Genomic DNA, 255 nt, shown 5'->3' with positions numbered 1-255 from the left:
GTTGGACTGTTAATGCTGCTGTGTACGTGGTTAACCAACTGTCCCATCGCTGTGACACATTTTCTCCATAATGCGGCCAACGTGCCATTCCTCACAGCACAGATTTCTGAGAACCTGGGAGAAGAGGAGCAGCTAGTCCAAGGCTTGTGTGCCCTGCTACTGGGTATCTGCATTTACTACAATGATAATACACTTGAAAACACCACCAAAGATAAATTAAAGCAACTCATAGAGAAGAGAATCGGCAAAGAAAAT

General features: G+C 44.3%; 1 protein-coding gene. It reads left to right on the top strand.

The genetic code is table 11. The features are described from left to right. Window positions 1–12 precede the first annotated feature (12 nt). A partial coding sequence (locus tag EUU22_RS10300; protein WP_245484971.1) for a hypothetical protein occupies window positions 13–255 on the top strand: 243 nt, incomplete at its 3' end.

Source organism: Ciceribacter ferrooxidans (genome assembly GCF_004137355.1).
GTDB lineage: Bacteria > Pseudomonadota > Alphaproteobacteria > Rhizobiales > Rhizobiaceae > Allorhizobium > Allorhizobium ferrooxidans.
Note: the sequence above shows the minus strand (reverse complement) of the source record. Positions and strands in the feature narration are given on the sequence as shown.